We start from the raw sequence: 17027 nt of genomic DNA, 5'->3' as shown, positions 1-17027 counted from the left end.
TGACAATAGGGGAGGTCGATATGGGCAGCGCATCACCCCGCGACCACCTGATGAAGCTCCTTGAGCCTGTGGTCAGCGCGGAGGGCCTCGATCTTGAGGACATCACGGTCACCCAGGCCGGCAAGAGACGGCTGCTGCGCGTGATCGTCGATCGCGACGGCGGCGTGAGCCTCGACGACGTGGCCGACGTGAGCCAGGCCGTCTCCGCGGCCCTCGACGACGACGACTCGATGGGCCAGTCGGCCTACACGCTGGAAGTCTCCTCGCCGGGCGTCGACCGCCCGCTCACCGAGCCACGCCACTGGCGCCGCGCCGCGAAACGCCTGGTGAAGGCCGAGATGAGAGACGGCAGCGTGGTGGAGGGCCGCATCCTGGCCGCGGACGAGGCCGGTGTCGACCTCGACGTCGCGGGCGCCGCACGCAGGCTTGATTACGAGGACCTGACCCGGGGACGGGTACAGGTGGAGTTCCGCCGGATCGACGACGTCGACGGCGACGAAGGCTAAGGGGGAGCCGTCGTGGACATCGACATGAGCGTCCTGCGCAGCCTCGAGCGAGAAAAGGACATCTCCTTCGACCTGGTCGTCAAGGCGATCGAGGACGCGCTGCTGATCGCCTACTTCCGCACCGACGGCGCCGCCTCCAAGGCGCGCGCCGAGCTCGACCGCAGCAGCGGTCACGTCACGATCTGGGCCGCCGAGCTCGACGAGGACGGCGAGGTCGTCAGGGAGTACGACGACACGCCCAACAACTTCAGCCGGATCGCCGCCACCACCGCCAAGCAGGTCATCCTGCAGCAGCTGCGCGACGCCGAGGACGAGATCAACTTCGGTGAGTTCGCCAGCCGCGAGGGCGAGCTGGTCTCCGGCGTCATCCAGCAGGGCAAGGACCCGCGGGTGGTGCTGGTCGACCTCGGCAAGATCGAGGCCGTGCTGCCGCACGCCGAGCAGGTCCCCGGCGAGGAATACGTGCACGGAGAGCGCATCCGCGCCTACGTCGTGCAGGTGAAGAAGGGCCACAAGGGCCCCTCCGTCACCTTGTCGCGCACGCATCCCGGGCTGGTGAAGAAGCTGTTCGCGCTGGAGGTGCCCGAGATCGCCGACGGCACCGTGGAGATCGCCGCGGTGGCGCGCGAGGCGGGCCACCGTACGAAGATCGCGGTCCGCTCCCGCAAGCCCGGCGTCAACGCCAAGGGCGCCTGCATCGGGCCGATGGGCTCGCGGGTGCGCAACGTGATGACCGAGCTGCACGGCGAGAAGATCGACATCATCGACTGGTCGGAAGACCCGGCGGAGTTCGTGGGGAATGCCCTGTCACCTGCGCGTGTTTCCCATGTCGAGGTGCTCGATCTCGAGGGTCGCGTCGCACGGGTGATCGTGCCCGACTACCAGCTCTCGCTGGCCATCGGGAAAGAGGGCCAGAACGCCCGGCTTGCCGCGAGACTCACCGGATGGCGGATCGACATCCGGCCGGATACTCAGGCCGAAGATGCCGCCGGTTCCGTAGATGCGTCAACACGGTAAGCTGGAATATGGTGGCCAAGCGACCCCACAGCGCACCTGTGTGGGCTGCAGGGTTCGTACGGCTAAGTCCGAGCTGCTCCGTCTGGTGCGGGTCGAGGACCATGTGGTCCCTGACCTGCGAGGACGGCTTCCTGGCCGCGGTGCATCGCTGCATCCGTCCTTGAGCTGTCTGGAGCTTGCCGAGCGTCGCCGAGCGTTTCCGCGCGCTTTCCGCGTAGCGGGGCCGCTTGACGTCTCGCGCGTGCGGGCGCAACTGGAGGGAGACCACGCAAATGTCATGTAGGACGCCGAGTTGATGGGCGGAGTCAGATTGCTATGAGCGCCTGATGAGCACGCGGCGATGAAGACGTCAAGTTAGCGACGGTCCGGACGGCATAGCCAGCCTCCCGGGCCGAGTAAGGGAGTGCAGTGGCGAAGGTCCGGGTATACGAGCTCGCTAAGGAGTTCGGCGTAGAGAGCAAGGTCGTCATGGCCAAGCTCCAGGAGATGGGAGAGTTCGTCCGCTCGGCGTCCTCGACCATCGAGGCGCCGGTGGTCCGCAGGCTCACCGAAGCTCTGGGCGCATCGAAGGGTGGGCCCTCCAGAGGCGGCGGACAGCCGTCCAACAGGCCGCAGCCGCCCAAGGCTGCTCCCCGGCCGGCAGAAGGCCAGGCCGGTAATGGCGCCGCGCAGGCGCCGACCCCATCAGCCCCGCGTCCGGGGCCGGGCCCCAGGCCCGGTCCGGGTCCGCGTCCGGGCCCCGCGGGCGGCGGTCAGCCGCGCCCGCCGGTGCCCATGCCCCACCAGCCGCCGCAGCAGCCCGAGGCTGCTCGCGGTGAGACGTCCGGGGCTCCTCAGGCACGGTTCGAGAGCGGCGCGCCCGCGCGCCCGACTCCGGGTCCGCGTCCCGGCCCTGGTGCCGGCCCTGGCGGTGGCCGTCCCGGCCCCAAGCCGGGTCCCGCGCCCCGTCCGGGTCCCAGGGACGGCGGCGGCGACCGGGGCGACCGGCAGGCGCCGCGTCCCGGCGGCCAGCGTGACGGTGGCGGTCCCCGCCCCGGTCCGGGCCCCAAGCCGGGCCCGCGTGGTCCGCGTCCGGGTAACAACCCGTTCTCCTCGACCGCCAGCGGCATGGGCCAGTCCCGCCCGCCGCGTCCCGGCGGCCCGCGTGACGGCGGCGGTCCCGACCGCCGCGAGCGTCGCGACGGCCCGCCGCGCGACGGTGCGATGCCGCGTCCGCCGCAGGGTCGTGGCGGCACCGGTGACGCCGGTCCCCGTCCCGGGCCGCGTCCGGGCCCGCCCGGTGCGGGCGGTCCGCGTCCTGGTCCCGGTGCGGGTGGTCCCCGTCCCGGCGGTCCGCGTCCCAACCCGATGATGATGCCGCAGGGTCGCCCTGCCGGTCCCGGTGGCGGCGCAGGCCGTCCTGGCGGCGGTGGCGGCGGTGGCGGTCGTCCCGGTGGTGGCGGCGGTGGCCGTCCCGGCGGTGGTGGCGGCGGCGGTCGTCCCGGTGGTGGCGGCGGCTTCGCCGGTCGTCCCGGCGGTGGCGGCGGCACCGGTCAGCGCACCGGCACCGGTGGTCCCGGTGGCGGCGGCGGTGGCTTCGGCGGTCGTCCCGGTGGCGGCGGTCGCGGTCGCGGTGGCGGCACCGCAGGCGCCTTCGGGCGTCCCGGCGGCCGTCCGGCCCGCGGGCGCAAGTCGAAGCGCCAGAGGCGCCAGGAGTTCGACAACATGTCGGCGCCGGCGATCGGCGGCGTGCAGGTCGCTCGCGGCAACGGCGCGACGATCCGCCTTCCGCGCGGCGCGTCGCTGTCCGACTTCGCCGACCGCATCGGCGCGAACCCCGCCTCGCTCGTGCAGATCATGCTGCACCTCGGCGAGATGGTGACCGCGACGCAGTCGGTGAGCGAGGACACGCTGCAGATCCTCGGCACCGAGCTCGACTACAACATCCAGGTCGTCAGCCCGGAGGAGGAGGACCGCGAGCTTCTCGAGGCCTTCGACATCGAGTTCGGCGAGGACGAGGGCGACGAGGCCGACCTGGCCGCGCGCCCGCCGGTCGTGACCGTCATGGGTCACGTCGACCACGGTAAGACCAAGCTGCTCGACGCCATCCGCAAGACCAACGTGGTGGCGCGCGAGGCGGGTGGCATCACCCAGCACATCGGTGCTTACCAGGTCGCCGCCGAGCACGAGGGCCAGGACCGGAAGATCACCTTCATCGACACCCCGGGTCACGAGGCGTTCACCGCCATGCGAGCCCGAGGCGCCAAGTCCACCGACATCGCGGTGCTGGTGGTCGCGGCCGACGACGGTGTGAAGCCGCAGACGATCGAGGCTCTCAACCACGCCCAGGCGGCCGACGTGCCGATCGTGGTCGCGGTCAACAAGATCGACAAGGAGGGCGCCGACCCCAACAAGGTCCGGGCCCAGCTCACCGAGTACGGTCTGGTGGCGGAGGAGTACGGCGGTTCCACGCTGTTCGTCGACATCTCGGCGAAGAACGGCACGGGCATCGACGACCTCCTCGAGGCCATCCTGCTGACCGCGGACGCCGAGCTCGACCTGCGGGCCAACCCGACGATGGACGCCCAGGGCATCGCGATCGAGGCTCACCTCGACCGTGGTCGCGGCCCCGTCGCGACCGTCCTGGTCCAGCGCGGCACGCTGCGCGTCGGCGACTCGATCGTCTGTGGCGAGGCCTTCGGCCGCGTCCGGGCGCTGCTCGACGACAACGGCGAGCCGGTCGACGAGGCCACGCCGTCCCGTCCTGTCCTGGTGATGGGTCTGACGGCCGTGCCGAGCGCCGGTGACAACTTCATCGTCGTCACCGACGACCGGATGGCCCGCCAGATCGCCCAGCAGCGCGCGGCGCGCAAGCGCAGCGCCGACATGGCGAAGTCGAGCCGTCGCCGCAGCCTCGAGGACATCTTCAAGGACCTCGAGAAGGGCAGCGTCGACGAGCTCAAGCTCATCATCAAGGGTGACGTGTCCGGTTCGGTCGAGGCCCTGGAAGACGCCCTGCTCAAGATCGACGTCGGCGACGAGGTCAGGCTCCGTGTCCTGCACCGCGCGGTCGGCGCGATCACCGAGTACGACGTCAACCTGGCCGTGGCCGACGACAACGCGGTCATCATCGGCTTCAACGTCCGCCCCGAGCCTCGGGCGCGCGACCTGGCCGAGCGCGAGGGCGTCGACATCCGCTACTACTCGGTCATCTACCAGGCGATCGAGGAGATCGAAGCGGCGCTCAAGGGCATGCTCAAGCCCGAGTTCGAAGAGGTCCAGCTGGGCACGGCGGAGATCCGCGCGATCTTCAAGGTGCCGAAGATCGGCAACATCGCCGGTTCGCTGGTCCGCTCGGGCCGGATCGTGCGCAACAGCAAGGCGCGCCTCATCCGCGACGGTGTCGTCGTGACCGACAACCTCACCGTCTCCTCGCTGCGGCGGGAGAAGGACGATGTCACCGAGGTCCGCGAGGGCTTCGAGTGCGGTATCGGCATCGGCTACAACGATCTCAAGGAAGGCGACGTCATCGAAACCTTCGAGATGCGGGAGAAGCCGCGAGACTGACGCGCGGCTCGGCGCCCGGCGGGACATCCACCGGGCGCCTCTCGCACGCCCTGGCCTGGTCCCCACCGCAGCAGGCCGGGCGTGCGCTCACCACACCAGGCCAAGCGGTGGTGACCAACGATGTATGTGGGTGCTCTGACCCTGGACATCCTGCTCGGCGACGTCAGGTCGCTGAAGCAGAAGCGCTCTGTCGTGCGGCCGCTGATCGCCGAGCTGCAGCGCCGTTATCCCAGCATCGCGGTGGCCGAGACCGGCCATCTCGACCTGCACCGCAGGGCCGAGGTCGGCGTCGCGGTGGTCTCCTCCTCCGCGGGTAACTGCAACGAGATCATGGACGCCTGCGAGCGGATGGTGGCCTTCCGCCCGGAGATCGAGCTGCTGTCGGCCAGGCACCGGCTCTACAACGACGAAGATTGAACGACTGCACGGCCAGGTCGTGCGTGAGGGGGAGCGAACATGGTGGATGCCGCACGAGCGCGGAAGCTCGCCGACCGCATCCAGCAGATCGTCGCCGAGATGCTGGAGCGCCGGATCAAGGACCCGCGCCTGGGCTTCGTCACCGTGACCGACACGCGTGTCACCGCCGACCTGCGCGAGGCGACCGTGTTCTACACGGTGTACGGCTCCGAGGCCGAGCGGTCCGACAGCGCGGCCGCCCTCGAGAGCGCCAAGGGGATCATCCGCTCCGAGGTGGGCCGCCAGACCGGCGTGCGCTTCGCCCCGACGCTGACGTTCAAGCACGACCCGCTGCCCGACTCCGCCCGTCACCTCGACGACCTGATCACCGCCGCCCGGTCCCGGGACGCCGAGGTGGCGCGCCGGGCCGAGAGCGCCTCCTACGCCGGCGAGGCCGACCCCTACCGCAAGCCCGACGAGGGCGAGGGGGACCTGAGCGGGGACGACCAAGCGTGACGCCCAACGTGCGCGACAGAGCGGATCGCCCGTTCCGTGCGGACCCCCGTACGGTCACCGGCGGCGCGATCCCCGAGGCCGCATGGGACCGGGCCCTGCGGCTGATCGGCCGGGCCGACGAGATCGCGCTGGCCTGCCACGTGACGCCCGACGGCGACGCCCTCGGGTCGATGCTGGCCGTGGGGTTCGTGCTGCGGTCGATGGGCAAGCGGGTCGTCGCGTCGTTCGGCGACCACCACTTCGTGGTGCCGCGGCTGCTGCGCTTCCTGCCCGGCCAGGACATGCTGGTGCCGCCGGAGGACTACCCGGCGGCGCCGGAGCTGATGATCACCTTCGACGCCTCGACGTTCGAACGCCTCGGGCTCCTGCGCGAGAACACCGCCAGGGCCCGTGAGGTCATCGTCGTCGACCACCACCCCTCCAACGAGGGGTTCGGCACGCTCAGCCTCATCGACTCCACGGCCGCCGCGACGGCGATGCTGGCCGAGCAGCTGATGTACCGGCTCGGCGGGCGGCTCGACCGTGACATCGCCGTCTGTCTCTACACCGGGCTGGTGACCGACACGGGGTCCTTCCGGCACTCCTCGACCACGCCCGCCGTGCACCAGATGGCGGCCAGGCTCGTGGCGACCGGGCTGCGCACCGACGAGATCGCCCGCGAGCTGTGGGACCGTTCCCCGTTCGGCTACCTCAAGGTGCTGGCCGCCGCCCTCGATCGGGCGGCGCTGGAGAACGGGCTGGTCTGGACGTACGTGACCCGGGTCGACCGGGCCGCGCACGGGCTCCCGTACGCGGAGCTCGAAGGCATCATCGACATCGTCCGGCGCACGGACGAGGCCGAGGTCGCGGTCGTGCTCAAGGAGGACGACCAGGGCGACTGGCAGGTGTCCACCCGTTCCAAGGGCAAGGCCGACGTCGGGGCCGTGTGCGCGGCCCTGGGCGGCGGCGGGCACCACAACGCGGCCGGTTACACCTCGCACGAGACCGTGGAGGCGACCATGGACGCCTTCCGGCGCGAACTTGGGAAGGTTGGATGGTCGAGAGCGGGCTGATCATCGTCGACAAGCCGGGCGAGTGGACCTCGCACGACGTGGTGGCCAAGATGCGGCGCATCGCGGGCACCCGCCGCGTGGGGCACGCGGGCACGCTCGACCCGATGGCGACGGGCGTGCTGGTGGTCGGCGTGGAGAAGGCCACCAGGCTGCTCGGCCACCTGACGCTGACCGAGAAGGTGTACGAGGCCACGATCAGGCTCGGCGTGAGCACGAACACCGACGACGCCGAGGGCGAGGTGACCGCCACGGCTTCGGCGTCGGGCGTCACGGCGGCCGAGATCCACAAGGGCGTCGCGGTGCTGACCGGGGAGATCATGCAGATCCCGCCGCAGGTGAGCGCCATCAAGGTCAACGGGCAGCGCGCCTACAAGATGGCCCGCGCGGGCGAGGAGGTCGAGCTGCGGGCCCGGCCCGTCACCGTGCGGTCGTTCGAGGTGCTCGACATCCGGGCGCACGACGACGTCGTCGACGTGGACGCGGTCGTGACCTGCTCCAGCGGCACCTACATCCGGGCGCTGGCCCGCGATCTGGGCGCGGCGCTCGGCGTCGGCGGGCATCTGACGGCGCTGCGGCGCACCCGCGTGGGGCCTTACGGCCTGTCCCTGGCCAGGACCATCGACCAGCTCGCCGAGGAGTGCGTGATCCTGCCCATCGGGGAGGCGGTGGCGGCGGCGTTCCCGCGCCGCGACGTGACGGCCGAGGAGGCACGCGTCATCGGGCACGGGGGGCGGCTGCCGGCCGCCGGGCTGGGCAAGGGACCGATCGGCGTGTTCGGGCCTGAGGGCGAGCTGCTGGCCCTGGTGGAGGAGCACGGCCGAGTGGCCAAACCCCTCGCCGTCTTCGTCTCCTAGACCCCTCTCAGGGCCTCACACGTGGTCAGGAGGGCTTGCGGGCGACGATGATGTCGCGGACGATCGCCTGGTCGACCCAGTGCTCGAAGTCGGGGTAGTCCTCCATCACCTGGAGCCCCGCACCTTCGAGGATCTGGGCCAGCTCCGAGCTCTTGCCGCCGTAGGTGTTCCACGAGATCCCCATGGCCCCGCCGGGGCGCAGCAGCTCGGCCCAGCCGGGGACGGCCTGCCGGAGCAGCTCCATGGGGCTGCGGGACAGCCCGCCGCCGCCCTTGCTGCCGTGCTGGACCCCGTAGGGTGTGTCGGTCACCAGGGCGTCGAACGAACGCGGCTTGAAGAAGTCTCTGCTCTTGAGGGTGTCGGCGTTGACCACGGCCAGGTGCTGCACGTCACCGGCCTTGACCGCCTCCTTCGACAGCCCGAACGTGACGTTGAGCCGCCGCCCGACCAGGGCCCGCTCGCGCCGCACCGGCACGGTCTCGGCGGTGTGCTTGAGCCGCTTGTTGCGCAGCCAGGTCTTGATGAACCCGGTGTAGGCCTCGAAGTCCTTGCCGTCGACGTCGAGCCCGTAGGCGTCGTAGCCGTACATGAGGGCCTGGTTGAGCGTCGTTCCGCGCCCGCACAGCGGGTCGAAGACCGACAGCCGCTCGCCGAGCCCCTTGGCGCCGGCCAGCAGGGTGACGTTGAGCAGCAGCTTGGTGAAGTGCTCGTTGGTCTTGCCGGCGTATTTCTGGATGGTGATCAGGTCGCTGCTCAGCCGGTCGCGCGACGACATGGAGAGCGGCCGGAGCAGCTCACCTTCCATCCCGAAAATCGCATAAACAGAGGAAAGGTTTGACAAAAGAGAAATGTCCGGCTGCGTCAGCGGCTCGGATGTCTCGAAGGTCACATACGGCACACCGCCGATGGCGGTCTCCTCGCTGGCCGTGACCTTGCCGCCCAGGCCGTACGTACTGAAGACCACCAGCTCACTCCTGGTCAGCCGGATGGAGCTCTCCCCGTAGACCCGGTTGAAGGCAGGCAGGATCAGAAGCGCGTAACGAGGCATGATGCCCGATCCTATCGCCCTCGATTGGAGCGAACGGTGACGCGCGTGGCAGGCTTGGGTGGGATTGATCCGCCACGAGCGAATGGGGCCTAGCGTGCAGGGTTCGGGAAGGTCTGTCGTCACCATCGGCGTGTACGACGGGGTCCACCGCGGGCACCGGCGGGTGGTCGAGCGCGCTGTCGCCATCGCCCGCGAGCGGGGGCTGCGCAGCGTGGCCGTCACGTTCGAGCCGCACCCCGACGAGGTCGTGCGGCCCGGGACGCACCCGCTGCGGCTCACCGGCCCGCGGCGCAGGGCCGAGCTGCTGGCCGGACTCGGGGTGGACGAGATCGACGTGGTGGAGTTCACGCTCGACCTGTCGCGGACGAGCCCAGACGACTTCGTCCAGGCCGTCCTGGCCGAGCGGCTGGGGGCGGCCGTCGTCGTGGTGGGCGAGGACTTCCTGTTCGGCCACGAGGCCAGCGGAGACGTCGAGACTTTGCGGACGCTGGGCGACAAGTACGACTTCGAGGTGGAGGCCGTGCCCCTGCTCGACGCCGTCTCCTCCGCCTCGATCCGCGAGCGGATCGTCGCGGGCGACGTCGAGGGCGCCGGTGAGCAGCTCGGGCGGCCGCACCGGGTGGAGGGCGTGGTCGTCCGCGGCTACCAGCGCGGACGCCAGCTCGGCTTCCCGACCGCGAACGTCGAGACCGCCCAGCACACCGCCATCCCGGCCGACGGCGTCTACGCGGGGTGGCTGGAGTGCGTGCCGATGGCCAACCTGCCCGCGCTCTACCAGGGGGAGCGGTGGCCGGCGGCGATCTCGGTCGGCACCAATCCGACGTTCGAGGGAGTGCCGCGGACGGTCGAGGCCTATGCGCTGGACCGGGATGATCTAGAGCTTTACGGAGTGCACGTCGCGGTCGAATTCCACGCCCGCCTGCGCGGCAACACGCGATTCGACTCCATCGAGGCGCTGATCGAGCAGATTCACGCCGATGTCGACGCCGCCCGTCGCCTCACGAGCTGAAACCCGCGAAATCGCGACGCGGATGAAGCCGGGAAAAGGAGCACCCGGGCACTCCGCGTGAAGTGGTAACCTTGCATGTCGGCTCAGTAGCGGCGCCGCTGCGCGCTGCCCATGACGGCCTTCACGCGGCGACTGTAGGCACGCACGGTCGTTCGCATCTTTCATCATCGTTCGCGCGTGCCCGTAGCTCAAAGGAGAGCCGTGTCCCTCGACACCGCTGCCAAGAAGTCCATCATCGGCGAATACGCGACGGCCGAAGGCGACACCGGGTCGCCCGAGGTGCAGATCGCGCTGCTGAGCAAGCGCATCAGCGAGCTCACCGAGCACCTGAAGACGCACAAGCACGACCACCACAGCCGTCGTGGCCTGCTTCTGCTCGTCGGTCGCCGGCGTCGCCTGCTGAAGTACCTGCAGAAGGTCGACATCCAGCGCTACCGCTCGCTCATCGAGCGGCTCGGCCTGCGCCGATAGCATGAAAGGGAGCGGCGAACGCGCCGCTCCCTTCTCATATGGGTAAAGCCATATGGTCGGATATGTGGCGATGTGGATACGTTGTCACATCTGACCTACAACTGAAGATCCGAGACACACAGCCCCCGCGTCCGTTCAGCACCATGCGACCCGCGACGCCTGCGGGCCGGTCCTCGGTAGTGGCTTCCGGTAGGAATTTGACAGTGAAATGAGACCGGGCGCTTCGATCGAAGACCGGCGCTGCACCTAACGAGGGTGCCGGTGAGAAAAAGGGCGCGGGAGACCGACCACAAGGAGGTCCCCCGTGGAGGGTGTCCACACCGCTGAAGCCGTCATAGACAACGGCGCATTCGGCACGCGTACGATCCGGTTCGAAACCGGTCGTCTCGCGCGCCAGGCGGCTGGCTCCGCCGTCGCCTACCTCGACAACGACACGATGGTGCTTTCGGCCACCACCGCGTCGAAGTCCCCGAAGGAGAACTTCGACTTCTTCCCGCTCACCGTCGACGTCGAAGAGCGCATGTACGCCGCGGGCCGCATCCCCGGCTCGTTCTTCCGGCGTGAGGGCCGTCCCTCCGAGGACGCGATCCTCACCTGCCGCCTGATCGACCGGCCGCTGCGCCCGTCGTTCGTGAAGGGCCTGCGCAACGAGATCCAGGTCGTCGCCACGGTGATGGCGCTCAACCCCGACCACCTCTACGACGTGGTGGCGATCAACGCCGCGTCGCTGTCCACCCAGCTCGCCGGGCTGCCGTTCTCCGGCCCGATCGGCGGCGTGCGCGTCGCCCTGATCGACGGCCAGTGGGTGGCGTTCCCGACGCACCACGAGCTGGAGCGGGCCACGTTCGACATGGTCGTCGCGGGCCGCGTGCTCGAGGACGGCGACGTCGCGATCATGATGGTCGAGGCCGAGTCCACCAAGGACACGCTGAAGCTGGTCGCCGACGGGGCCGTCGCGCCCACCGAGGAGACCGTCGCGCAGGGCCTGGACGCCGCCAAGCCGTTCATCAAGGTGCTGTGCGAGGCCCAGTCGCGCATCGCGCAGGTCGCGGCCAAGGAGACGGCCGAATACCCGGTCTTCCTCGACTACCAGGAGGACGTCTACGCCGCGGTCGAGGCCGCGGTGAAGACCGAGCTGGCCGCCGCGCTGACCATCGCGGGCAAGCAGGAGCGCGAGAACGAGCTGGAGAAGGTCAAGGCGCTGGCCGCCGAGAAGCTCCTGCCCGAGTTCGAGGGGCGCGAGAAGGAGATCTCCGCCGCGTTCCGCTCGGTGATGAAGAAGCTCATGCGCGAGCGGGTCATCAAGGAGGGCGTCCGCATCGACGGCCGCGGCACCAAGGACATCCGCGCCCTTTCGGCCGAGGTCCACGTGGTGCCCCGGGTGCACGGTTCGGCGCTGTTCGAGCGCGGCGAGACCCAGATCCTGGGCATCACCACGCTCAACATGCTGCGCATGGAGCAGGTCATCGACACGCTCAACCCTGAGCGGACCAAGCGCTACATGCACAACTACAACTTCCCGCCCTACTCCACCGGTGAGACCGGCCGGGTGGGCTCGCCCAAGCGCCGCGAGATCGGTCACGGCGCGCTGGCCGAGCGGGCGCTGATCCCGGTGCTCCCGACCCGCGAGGAGTTCCCGTACGCCATCCGCCAGGTCTCCGAGGCGCTCGGCTCCAACGGCTCCACCTCGATGGGCTCGGTCTGCGCCTCCACGATGGCGCTGCTGGACGCGGGTGTGCCGCTCAAGGAGATGGTCGCGGGCATCGCGATGGGCCTGATCGGCGAGGGTGACACGTACGTCACGCTGACCGACATCCTCGGCGCCGAGGACGCCATGGGCGACATGGACTTCAAGGTCGCCGGCACCAAGGACGTCATCACCGCCCTGCAGCTCGACACCAAGCTCGACGGCATCCCCGCGAGCGTGCTCGCGGGCGCCCTCAAGCAGGCCAAGGGCGCGCGCCTGGCGATCCTCGACGTGATGCAGGAGGCGATCGACTCCCCGGCGGAGATGAACCCGACCGCGCCGCGCATCATCACCATCAAGGTCCCGGTCGACAAGATCGGCGAGGTCATCGGCCCCAAGGGCAAGATGATCAACCAGATCCAGGACGACACGGGCGCCGAGATCACCATCGAGGACGACGGCACGATCTACATCGGCGCCACCGACGGCCCGTCGGCCGAGGCGGCCCGTTCGGCGATCAACGCCATCGCCAACCCGCACATGCCGGAGGTCGGTGAGCGCTACATCGGCACGGTCGTCAAGATCGCGGCCTTCGGCGCGTTCATCTCGCTCCTGCCCGGCAAGGACGGCCTGCTGCACGTCTCCCAGATCCGCAAGCTGCACGGCGGCAAGCGCATCGAGAACGTCGAGGACGTCATGAGCGTCGGCGAGAAGATCCAGGTCGAGATCGCCGAGATCGACGCCCGGGGCAAGCTCTCGCTGGTGCCCGTCGAGGTCATCGAGAAGGAGGCCGCCGAGAAGGAGGCGAAGGCCGCCGCGGCCCCCGCCGAAGGTGGCGAGGGCGCCGAGGCCCCGCAGGCCGAGGAGGCCGCCGCGGCGCCCGCCGAGGACAAGCCGGAGCGGCCCCGCCGCACCCGCACCCGCGTGCGCACGCGCGGCAGCGCCGACGGGGACGACCGAAACTCGTGATCACGACCACGCTGCACCCCGGCCGGGACGGAGCCGGGGTGGTCAGGCGCACCGTCCTCCCAGGTGGGCTGCGCGTGGTGACCGAGACCATGCCGACCGTGCGTAGCGTCGCGGTCGGCATGTGGGTCGGCATCGGCTCGCGTGACGAGGCTCCCGAGCACATGGGGGCCACCCACTTCCTCGAACACCTGCTGTTCAAGGGCACCCCGACGCGCGACGCCATGGAGATCTCAGCCTCCATCGAGGGCATCGGCGGTGAGATCAACGCCTTCACCGCCAAGGAGTACACGTGCTACTACGCACGCGTGCTCGACGAGGACCTGCCGATCGCGGTCGACGTGCTGGCCGACGTGGTGACCAGCTCGCTGGTGACCGAGGAGGACGTCGAGTCCGAGCGCGGCGTGATCCTCGAAGAGATCGCCATGCACGACGACGACCCTTCTGACGTGGTGCACGAGCAGTTCGCCGCGGCGCTCTACGGCGACTCGGCCATCGGCCGGCCCATCCTCGGCACGGTCGAGTCGATCAACGCCCTCGGGCGCGAGCGGATCGCCGAGTACTACCACCGCTACTACCGGCCCCGCCGCACGGTCGTGTCCGTGGCGGGCAACATCCGGCACGAAGAGGTCGTCGAGCTGGTCACCAGGGCGTACGAGCGGGCGGGCGCGCTGGGCGGCCCGGCCGAGTTCGCGCCCCCGCGCACCAGCGGTCCCGGGGCCGAGCTGCGTTCCGGCGTGCGGGTGCTCGACCGGCCGACCGAGCAGGCCAACCTGGTGCTCGGCACCACCGGCCTGTCCCGTACGGACGACCGCAGGTTCGCGCTGGGCGTGCTCAACGCGGCGCTGGGCGGCGGCATGTCGTCCCGGCTCTTCCAGGAGATCAGGGAGAAGCGCGGCCTGGCCTACTCCGCCTACAGCTACACCTCGGCCTACGCCGACACCGGCCAGTTCGGGATCTACGTGGGCTGCCTGCCGTCGAAGATCGACGACGTGCTCAAGATCTGCCGGGACGAGGTGTCCAGGCTGGTGGCCGAGGGCCTGAGCGCCGACGAGATCATGCGCGGCAAGGGCCAGATGCGCGGCGGGCTCGTGCTCGGCCTGGAGGACACCGGCTCGCGCATGTCGCGCATCGGCAAGAACGAGCTCGTCTACGACGAGCTGATGTCGGTCGACGAGGTGCTGGCACGCATCGAGGCGGTCACTCCCGACGAGATCGACGAGGTGGCGCGGGACGTGCTCAAGCGGCCGCTCACGCTCGCCGTGATCGGCCCGTACGGCGACAAGGACTTCACCGAAGCCGTCCGCCCCTAAGGACAAACCCGTCACATGGGTCCTGATCGGCCACGACAGTGGGCCGGCGGTCCCATGGGCGGGTTTTCCCGCTGGTATAGGGTTGGCCTGTGATCAGGGTAGGTGTGCTGGGCGCCCGCGGGCGCGTCGGCGTCGAAGTGTGCAAGGCGGTCGAGGCGGCCTCCGACCTGGAGCTGGTGGCCGCGATCGACAAGGACGACTCCATCGAGGGGCTCCAAGGCGCCGAGGTGGTGGTCGACTTCACCCATCCCGACGTCGTCATGGGCAACCTCGAATGGGCGATCCGGCACGGCATCCACCCGGTGGTGGGCACGACCGGGTTCGACGAGGGGCGGCTGGAGACCGTGCGCGGCTGGCTGGCCGAGTCGCCGGGCACCCACTGCCTGATCGCGCCCAACTTCGGCATCGCGGCCGTGCTCATGATGCACTTCGCGCAGCAGGCCGCCCGCTACTTCGAGTCGGTCGAGATCGTCGAGCTGCACCACCCCAACAAGGCCGACGCGCCGTCCGGCACCGCCCGCCGCACGGCGGAGCTGGTCTCCGAGGCGCGCGCCAAGGCGGGGGTCGGCCAGATGCCCGACGCCACGAGCACCGCGCTCGACGGCGCCCGCGGGGCCGACGTCGGAGGCGTCCACGTGCACGCCGTGCGGCTGTCCGGCCTCATCGCGCACCAGGAGGTGCTGCTGGGCGGTGAGGGCGAGATCCTCACGATCCGGCACGACACGATGACCAGGGCGTCGTTCACGCCGGGCGTGCTGCTCGGGGTGCGCCGCGTACGCGAGCTCCCAGGCCTCACCGTGGGCCTCGAGCCGCTCCTCGACCTCTGACCTTCCTGACCTCGGTAGGGGAGCTCGATAGGGCCGCACACGACGTGCCCACAACCGTACGGTCGTGGGCACGTCGTGAGGAGAGGGCCCCGGCTCCGCACAGCCGGGCCTTACGATCATCAACATTAAAATATGAGCGGCGGGATCCGGCTCCACCATGAGATCGTGTCGGCATGGTGAGATGGGCCGAGGCAGGTGAGCTCTCCGGGCTGACCGCGATCGAGCTGGCGGCGGACAAGCTTTTCGAGCAGGTGGACATCGTCTTCCCGCCCGGCACCACCATGATCGAAGAGGTGGACGACCCCCTCACGGTCCTGGTCGAGGGGACGCCTCCCAGGGGGTTCGCGCTGATCGGCTGGGTGGACGGCAACCTGCACCTCGATCAGCTGGCGGTGCATCCCGGCCACATGCGCCAGGGCATCGGCGGGCGGCTGGTCGCGGCGGTGCTCGACCACGCGCGCGCCGCCGGGGCGCCGGCCGTGACGCTGACGACCTATCGCGACGTGCCCTGGAACGCGCCGTGGTACACGCGGCACGGCTTCTCGGTGATGCCCGCGGAGGAGTGGGGCCCGCAGCTGCGCGCGCTGGTGGAGCACGAGCGGGAGCTGGGCATCGAGATCGCGCCCCGCGTGGTGATGCGCCACTAGAGCGAGAGGTCACAGGCGCCATGCTCGGGGGCGCCGTGGTCAGGGCGGTAGCGCTGCCGCCCGCGGGCCCACTGCGGCGAAGGGAGTCTGCGGGTGCGCGACCCCCGGCTCGACGCCCAGAGCCTCGCGCCGGCTTGACTTCCGTTCGCCCTTATCGAATGGCGGTCGAGGCGAGGTAGGCGTCCACCTCGGCCAGATAGGCGTCCTTGAGGTGGCGGGGGAGCCAGGTGATCTCGAAGGCGTTCCGTTCGAGCTGGGCCAGCTCCTCGCGGGTGAGCTGGAGCGCGCCCTGCAGCGCCTCGAGGTTTTCGGCCACGTAACCCGAGAAATAGGCGGGATCGTCGGAGTTGACCGTCACGCGCACGCCCAGGTCCATCAGCTTGCGGATGCCCTCGGCCTTCATCGAGTCGGTGACGTAGCCGTTGGAGATCGGGCAGCAGGTCAGCCCCATGCCCCGCTCCAGGACGACCTCCACGAGCCGCTGGTCCTCCAGGATGTTGACGCCGTGGTCGATGCGGTTGACGCCGATGTCCTCGACGGCCTGGCGGATGTGCTCGATCGAGTTTTCCTGGTCGACGTCGCAGTGCATGGTCAGGAGGTAGCCCTCCTGCCTGGCGCGCTCGTAGACCGCCGCGAACTTGGCCGGCGGGTTGCCCCTCTCGTCGGAGTCGAGCCCCACGCCCGCGATCCACTCCTTGTACGGCAGCGACTCCAGCAGCGTCGCCATCGCGTATTCGGCCTGGAAGTCACGCAGGAAGCACATGATGAGCTGCGCCCGCACCCCGAGCTGCGTCTCCGCGTCCATCAGCGCCCGCCGCAGCCCGCGGATCACCACGTCGAACGGCACACCCCGCGAGGTGTGGGCCTGCGGATCGAAGAAGATCTCGGCGTAGCGGACGTTCTGCTCGGCGGCCTTGCGCAGGTAGGCCATGGCCAGGTCGTAGAAGTCGGGCTCGGTGCGCAGGACCTGCATGCCCTCGTAGTAGACCTTGAGGAAGGACGACAGGCTGTCGAAGGCGTAGGCGGCCCGCATCTCCTCGACGGAGGAGTACGGCAGCTCCAGACCGTTGCGCCCGGCCAGCTCGAACTTGAGCTCGGGCTCCAGCGTGCCCTCGATGTGCAGATGCAACTCGCACTTGGGCAGCCCCGCGATGAAGTCCTTCACACGCCCA

The 17027-nt window shown here is 69.9% G+C and carries 16 protein-coding genes; 14 read left to right on the top strand and 2 right to left on the bottom strand.

Features of this window, described 5'->3' with window-relative positions:
* Positions 1-20 precede the first annotated feature (20 nt).
* The 8 genes from rimP to truB all read left to right on the top strand — a co-directional run bounded on the left by rimP (position 21) and on the right by truB (position 7887).
* Positions 21-506, top strand: a complete 486-nt coding sequence (gene rimP, locus ACFKCF_RS01385) for a ribosome maturation factor RimP (protein ID WP_394489723.1) — start codon at positions 21-23, stop codon at positions 504-506.
* A gap of 12 nt (positions 507-518) precedes the next feature.
* Complete coding sequence (gene nusA / locus ACFKCF_RS01380; RefSeq protein WP_394489721.1) at positions 519-1523, top strand: transcription termination factor NusA; 1005 nt, start codon at positions 519-521, stop codon at positions 1521-1523.
* Positions 1507-1806 carry a YlxR family protein gene (locus ACFKCF_RS01375; RefSeq protein WP_185071781.1) on the top strand — a complete coding sequence of 100 codons (300 nt, stop codon included), beginning with the start codon at positions 1507-1509 and terminating at the stop codon, positions 1804-1806. The genes nusA and ACFKCF_RS01375 overlap by 17 nt, the downstream gene beginning before the upstream one ends.
* Positions 1807-1931: 125 nt before the next feature.
* On the top strand, positions 1932-5069 hold the full coding sequence (gene infB, locus ACFKCF_RS01370; RefSeq protein ID WP_394489719.1) for a translation initiation factor IF-2: 3138 nt from the start codon (positions 1932-1934) through the stop codon (positions 5067-5069).
* A gap of 120 nt (positions 5070-5189) precedes the next feature.
* Complete coding sequence (locus ACFKCF_RS01365; protein WP_192790972.1) at positions 5190-5486, top strand: DUF503 domain-containing protein; 297 nt, start codon at positions 5190-5192, stop codon at positions 5484-5486.
* Positions 5487-5525: 39 nt separating this feature from the next.
* Positions 5526-5981, top strand: a complete 456-nt coding sequence (gene rbfA, locus ACFKCF_RS01360; RefSeq protein WP_394489717.1) for a 30S ribosome-binding factor RbfA — start codon at positions 5526-5528, stop codon at positions 5979-5981.
* Positions 5978-7033 carry a bifunctional oligoribonuclease/PAP phosphatase NrnA gene (locus tag ACFKCF_RS01355; protein ID WP_394489715.1) on the top strand — a complete coding sequence of 352 codons (1056 nt, stop codon included), beginning with the start codon at positions 5978-5980 and terminating at the stop codon, positions 7031-7033. Before rbfA ends, ACFKCF_RS01355 begins: the two co-directional genes overlap by 4 nt.
* Positions 7015-7887 (top strand): tRNA pseudouridine(55) synthase TruB, encoded by an 873-nt coding sequence (truB, locus tag ACFKCF_RS01350; RefSeq protein ID WP_394489713.1) that lies wholly within the window; start codon positions 7015-7017, stop codon positions 7885-7887. Before ACFKCF_RS01355 ends, truB begins: the two co-directional genes overlap by 19 nt.
* A 25-nt stretch (positions 7888-7912) precedes the next feature.
* On the opposite strand, the gene ACFKCF_RS01345 is transcribed toward truB, so the two are convergent.
* Positions 7913-8935 carry a TRM11 family SAM-dependent methyltransferase gene (locus ACFKCF_RS01345; protein WP_394489711.1) on the bottom strand — a complete coding sequence of 341 codons (1023 nt, stop codon included), beginning with the start codon at positions 8933-8935 and terminating at the stop codon, positions 7913-7915.
* An 82-nt stretch (positions 8936-9017) separates the two neighbouring features.
* Here ACFKCF_RS01345 and ACFKCF_RS01340 point away from each other — a divergent pair, with 82 nt between their 5' ends.
* From ACFKCF_RS01340 to ACFKCF_RS01315, 6 genes are all read left to right on the top strand, one after another.
* Positions 9018-9944, top strand: a complete 927-nt coding sequence (locus tag ACFKCF_RS01340; RefSeq protein WP_394489709.1) for a bifunctional riboflavin kinase/FAD synthetase — start codon at positions 9018-9020, stop codon at positions 9942-9944.
* A gap of 201 nt (positions 9945-10145) precedes the next feature.
* A complete protein-coding gene (gene rpsO / locus ACFKCF_RS01335; protein WP_185071789.1) occupies positions 10146-10415 on the top strand; it encodes a 30S ribosomal protein S15 in 270 nt (89 codons plus the stop codon).
* Between the two features lie 304 nt (positions 10416-10719).
* Complete coding sequence (locus ACFKCF_RS01330; protein ID WP_394489708.1) at positions 10720-13071, top strand: polyribonucleotide nucleotidyltransferase; 2352 nt, start codon at positions 10720-10722, stop codon at positions 13069-13071.
* Entirely contained in the window at positions 13071-14381 is a 1311-nt protein-coding gene (locus tag ACFKCF_RS01325; protein WP_394490022.1) for a M16 family metallopeptidase, read from the top strand. The genes ACFKCF_RS01330 and ACFKCF_RS01325 overlap by 1 nt, the downstream gene beginning before the upstream one ends.
* A gap of 89 nt (positions 14382-14470) precedes the next feature.
* Complete coding sequence (gene dapB / locus ACFKCF_RS01320; RefSeq protein WP_394489706.1) at positions 14471-15208, top strand: 4-hydroxy-tetrahydrodipicolinate reductase; 738 nt, start codon at positions 14471-14473, stop codon at positions 15206-15208.
* A gap of 173 nt (positions 15209-15381) precedes the next feature.
* On the top strand, positions 15382-15855 hold the full coding sequence (locus tag ACFKCF_RS01315; protein WP_394489704.1) for a GNAT family N-acetyltransferase: 474 nt from the start codon (positions 15382-15384) through the stop codon (positions 15853-15855).
* Positions 15856-16006: 151 nt separating this feature from the next.
* Here the strand turns inward: ACFKCF_RS01315 and ACFKCF_RS01310 are convergent, their stop codons facing one another.
* Complete coding sequence (locus ACFKCF_RS01310; RefSeq protein WP_394489702.1) at positions 16007-17020, bottom strand: adenosine deaminase; 1014 nt, start codon at positions 17018-17020, stop codon at positions 16007-16009.
* Between the last annotated feature and the right edge of the window lie 7 nt (positions 17021-17027).

It is taken from the genome of Nonomuraea sp. JJY05, from assembly GCF_043496855.1.
Classification (GTDB): Bacteria; Actinomycetota; Actinomycetes; order Streptosporangiales; family Streptosporangiaceae; genus Nonomuraea.
This window is presented reverse-complemented; position numbering and strand designations above follow the sequence as displayed.

Bases quoted from the DNA above. Each gene is read 5' to 3' on its own strand.
- ACFKCF_RS01375 (WP_185071781.1), top strand. From the start codon at position 1,507: ATGCGTCAACACGGTAAGCTGGAATATGGTGGCCAAGCGACCCCACAG.
- ACFKCF_RS01345 (WP_394489711.1), bottom strand. From the start codon at position 8,935: ATGCCTCGTTACGCGCTTCTGATCCTGCCTGCCTTCAACCGGGTCTAC.
- ACFKCF_RS01315 (WP_394489704.1), top strand. From the start codon at position 15,382: ATGGTGAGATGGGCCGAGGCAGGTGAGCTCTCCGGGCTGACCGCGATC.
- truB (WP_394489713.1), top strand. From the start codon at position 7,015: ATGGTCGAGAGCGGGCTGATCATCGTCGACAAGCCGGGCGAGTGGACC.
- rimP (WP_394489723.1), top strand. From the start codon at position 21: ATGGGCAGCGCATCACCCCGCGACCACCTGATGAAGCTCCTTGAGCCT.
- ACFKCF_RS01365 (WP_192790972.1), top strand. From the start codon at position 5,190: ATGTATGTGGGTGCTCTGACCCTGGACATCCTGCTCGGCGACGTCAGG.
- rbfA (WP_394489717.1), top strand. From the start codon at position 5,526: ATGGTGGATGCCGCACGAGCGCGGAAGCTCGCCGACCGCATCCAGCAG.
- ACFKCF_RS01340 (WP_394489709.1), top strand. From the start codon at position 9,018: ATGGGGCCTAGCGTGCAGGGTTCGGGAAGGTCTGTCGTCACCATCGGC.